Consider the following 4482-nt stretch of genomic DNA (forward strand, 5'->3'; position numbering starts at 1 on the left):
GGCCCGTTCGTCTATCGGTTAGGACGCCAGGTTTTCAACCTGGAAAGAGGGGTTCGATTCCCCTACGGGCTGCCACCCTCAACTCCCAAAGTATCGTCTTCATTCGCTGTCCCGTATAGTATGGTCAATTCAAAGACTTGCCAATTTGGGGAAGAAATTTAGATTTAGGCGAACGGATTCCGTTTCTCAGACCACTCAGTGGGCAATGCATGAGTGGCAATCCCGATCGTCTTTCGACCCAACGGCTGCTTCCCAGCAAGGATGTCTCGGTAAATGTCGGGCGCAAGAAACGCGTTTTCCTCAATTTGCTGCACACGCTTCTTCGAAGCGATTTTCGTGGCGTCAATCTCCTATTGGCACTCACCTCGGTGGTGTCAGACAAATTCGAACTCGTCTCCACTAGGCCAGTGAGGCTGCTCTTTATGCAGCACATAGACAGCGCCACTCGGAGAGAACCGCGGTGGGGTTCATCTTGAATTGATCTCTATGGGAAAGGCTGCGACTTTGATTGAAGTGGTTAAATACAGAAGCGTGAACGGAAAAGAAGTTTCCACAAACTTCGAATTCGGCGAAAGCGGTGCATCGCGCGTTCTGGCCTACGAAAGGATAGGAGCGGGTTTTCAGCGCGATTGTTTTTCCAGCGACCGTTTCTTGTTGTTGTTCCGTTCCCGGTAATCTTCATCGCAACGCCATAAGAACACGATTTGTCAGTAACGACGACCTCTGGCGCACCGTAGCGATTCATCACTTTCTTAAGGAAATAGGGGCTGCGGTGCGGTCTCGATATTTCTTAACAAGGCCTTCCAACACTTCGCCCACATGATCAACCTCCCGCCAAAAGGTAATGCCATTCGCCGATCAACCTCACGAAAACCTCATTGATGTGCAAGTGCAAGCTCGAGCAACATCGCATCTGGCAGGCCTGTTTTCTAAGTATCTCGGCCGCGAATAGTGGGCCAAGTCTATGCCACTAGAAACGGTTGTTTTCGTGATTCACTTCGATGGCACGCCCTTGCAGAAGATCTGTTATATTTGAAGCGAAAGCGGAAATCGGGAATACATCATCACCGTCAGGCGAATGACTTCCGGACTGGTGTTGAAGTCCCGAGAGGAGGAACGTTTTCTCGTCGCAATACACTAACTAGACACTCCGCCCGTCCCAGGCTGGCTTCTTCTAATAGGGCCATCGATCCTCTTTTGTGTAGGTGTTGAGAGCATGTAAAGAATGAAGCGCAGAACCCATAAGCCTTCTGAGGAGATTAAGACCCTCAAAACCACTTTCACAACGCCTCTGCCTCAAATTGGCGGAGACACGGGCGAACAGTAGAGTGCGTATGTGAGGAGCGTTGCCTTAGTTCTGGAAAGATTTCCAAAATCTCTTCCCGGCTTTCGCTGTCTACGAGAGCCAGGCTGCCTTGATGGCAATGCAAGCTTTCGGCTGCTTGACCATTTGCGAAAATGATTTCGTGCCTATCAAGTAAGATATGAAAATACTCGACAATTCCAGGTTTCGCTTGATGCACGCCCTCGAACCTTTGGAAGTGTTTCGCAGCAACTAAAACTTCCAAGTTTCCGGACACTAATTCCGCGTGCCACCCTGTTACGAGAATTCGGTGGCTTGGTGACACAGACAGTTGTGACGTATTATCCAGAGTTCCTGCGGGAAAAATAATGGGCGCCAAGGTTTTGCTTGCCCACAAGCGCCTGCGTCCTATCCAGCGAATGATTTGAGAGCTGTTATCCATTGTCGTGACCGCATCACCCACCTGTAAGCTCTCGATAGGCAAATCACCCTCCGGTGTCGCTATCAACGTGCCCCGAGTAAAACATGGAAAAGGTACTCCGCCGCCACTGCCGCTGCCACCGCCAGGCATTTCTAAGTCAGAGACCGTAAGTTTGGTGTTCCCGTTTGGTAGGTTTGGATAGTCGGGATCGTCAATCGGACCTGTCAAATCGATCGCGAACGTAGTCCCTTCAGTTAATGGGGCATTTGACTCTGAGGAACCGGTAAGGCGAATAAACGCGGCTGGCTGATCAGGATCATTTCCGACGTCTCCGCTTCCAAGAAACTCGTAAGTGTAAACGATCCCATCTATTGTTACTGTATCGCCGGGCTCGACGGTTATTTCGGGAAGAGCGCTGACTTCGTTAAAAACAACACCAACAGTAGTGCCGGTAGTTATATTGACGTTGCCGCCAGACGATGCGGGATCCCCATTCACATTTTGGACGGTTAACGAAATGTCAGGCAAGCGCTTCTCCGGTAAGAATTACCACTAAAGCCATGTAGGTGACTTAACCCGTTAAGCAAGCCCACGACGCAAAAAACTGCTTCTCGATGCCATTGAAAATTGCCCCAGACCTAAGACCCCGATTGTCGGAGACAGGTAGATTTGGGCCGGTTCCACCTAGGACGGTGCTGTCACGCCAACTGTAAGCCGTTCTATCCGCAGTTGGTCGGGTTGTAAGGGGAAACTTTGCTTGCATATCCCCTGACACCGCCGAGACGTCCCTTGCTATAATTAGAGTTGCAGGATCGCCCCATTTAAGGCTCCGCAAATATACTGTCCCCAAGGGCGGGGTTTCGGCCCCGTCCTATTTTGTTTGGAAGCCGACACTCTTGAGAATGCTTCAAGTTTTGCCGACGACACGGCCAACAAGGGCCCTAGTGTTGTCATCGTTTCGCCAAATCTCCTCGCTAAGCTTAGAAGCTCGCAAAATCTTCCTTAAGGCGAGCGTGTAAGTGAGTGAATTTGAGGGTCGCATTAGCACCACCCGCGACCCTCATTTTCTCGGCCTTCAGCACTTCCAACTATACGCATTTACTACCGTCTGCCCGGGGCTCGGATGCCAAACCGAGCAGCATTGCATAGCATCACCCCAAAATTTCGTGTTACTCAACCACATGTTTCAGCCCATCCCTCTTTGCGTTCGAGGCTTACGATTTTTTGAAGCATTTTTTTGCTAATTCGCCCTTGTACTACTGTCCGCCCGATAACCATTGCAGGCGTTCCGACAAGTGCAAAGTGTCTCGAGAGTGCTGCGCTGTTCTCGAGCTCACGAAGCACCGAGGCGCTGTTCATGTCTGCTCGCAATTGATTTCCATTCAAATTCAAGTCGCTCGATAGATCCGACAGATACTTCTCAGAAGCTACGAACGGCGTGGTCATCAACCGATTGTGGAACTCCACATATGCTCCCTGCCGCTTTGCAGCCAACGCCGCTTTGGCAGCATGAATTGAGCGCTCACCAAATATCGGCAGTTCATGCCAGACCACTGCAATCGCGCCCCCTTTCAATTGGGCAAACTCCGCCAGCTCTTTTGTCTGAATGCGGCAAAGAGGACAGTAGTAGTCTGAGAAAGACGCAATCGGGACTTGCCCCGCGCCTAGTTTTACTCCCCCGAACAGAACATTGCAGATATCCTTTGCGACACGCCTATCCGCCTGTTCTTCCGCCTCTCGCTGTGCTTTTCCACCGTTGGTTTGCAATCCAATAAACAGGTCGAGGTTGCCAAATGACGATTTGCCTGCTGCATACTTCCTGAAGCCAGCCGGATGTTTCAGGGGTTCCAAATCTATCTTTTCTGGAAGAATTTTTGGGATGTAGCGAAACGCTGCATAGCCTAAACCGACTGCACCGATGGTTTTTAGGGTACTGCGCTTTTGAGGGTCCACGTTTATCCTGTCAAATAGAGTTAGTCTCGGAAACACGAAAGTACAGCCTAATTGAATTGGCAAGGTGACATTGTCCTTTTGTCACCTTCATCATCTCACTTATAGCATTATGCAGGGAGCCAGCCAGTTCCAAGCTTCATTCAGAAAGCACAGTCAGGTCAGTGAGTTGGTAGGCCCTCTCAGGGTGCTGGCAGACTAATTCGAACCAGTCTCAGTTGAGGCGGTACTTCTGTCCCTATTCCACACAAAGTAGACGCCACTCGGCAAGTGCAGCGGCGCGGTTCAGCTTGAAATTTGGTCGAGAGTAGAGGCTGCGCTCCAAATTGAAGAGGTTGTAGACTGAGGCGTGCAAAGCGGTGAATTTCTGCAAACTTCGCATGCGCCTGAACCGCAACATGGCGCGTTCCCTTCGCCGAAATGACAAGTGCGAATTCTCAGCCCGATTGTTCAACCAACGCCCAGTTTTCTGTTTGTGGGCGTTGCCGATTTCTTTCATCGCAGCCCCGTACGACCTCAACCTATCCGTCACGATCACTTCCGGTCGGCCTTGTTTGCGCATTGCTTTTCTTAGGAGTTTCAGCGCGGCATACTTGTCGCGCGTCTTAGTGACATAGCTTTCAAGCACCTCGCCTTCGTGGTCGACAGCACGCCAGAGGTAGTGCCTCTCACCGTTAATCTTCACGAAAACCTCGTCCAGATGCCAACGCCAGTGGCTAGATTTCATGTGGGCAATCTGTTGTGGGGACCACTTCAGACGCAGCTTTCGGGCAATGAACCGGCACAGGGGTTCGTTGAATGAGAGTTT

Annotated in this window: 3 protein-coding genes, 1 tRNA gene and 1 pseudogene; 1 reads left to right on the forward strand and 4 read right to left on the reverse strand. The window is 50.8% G+C overall.

All coding sequences use genetic code 11. The features are described 5' to 3' along the window. A tRNA-Glu gene (locus Q0932_RS20375) sits at window positions 1-75 on the forward strand. Window positions 76-420: 345 nt separating this feature from the next. Here the strand turns inward: Q0932_RS20375 and Q0932_RS20380 are convergent. The 4 genes and pseudogenes from Q0932_RS20380 to Q0932_RS20395 all read right to left on the reverse strand — a co-directional run. After that, window positions 421-1134, reverse strand: a pseudogene (locus Q0932_RS20380) (DDE-type integrase/transposase/recombinase). A gap of 146 nt (window positions 1135-1280) precedes the next feature. Next, window positions 1281-2252, reverse strand: a complete 972-nt coding sequence (locus Q0932_RS20385) for a Hint domain-containing protein (protein ID WP_299357083.1) — start codon at window positions 2250-2252, stop codon at window positions 1281-1283. Between the two features lie 645 nt (window positions 2253-2897). After that, the gene (locus Q0932_RS20390) at window positions 2898-3740 is read right to left on the reverse strand and encodes a DsbA family protein (protein ID WP_299357085.1); all 843 of its coding nucleotides are present in this window, start codon (window positions 3738-3740) and stop codon (window positions 2898-2900) included. Window positions 3741-3912: 172 nt separating this feature from the next. After that, a partial coding sequence (locus Q0932_RS20395) for an IS6 family transposase (protein WP_299357087.1) occupies window positions 3913-4482 on the reverse strand: 570 nt, incomplete at its 5' end.

Origin of the sequence: uncultured Shimia sp. (assembly GCF_947498095.1) — a bacterium.
Classification (GTDB): domain Bacteria; phylum Pseudomonadota; class Alphaproteobacteria; order Rhodobacterales; family Rhodobacteraceae; genus Shimia.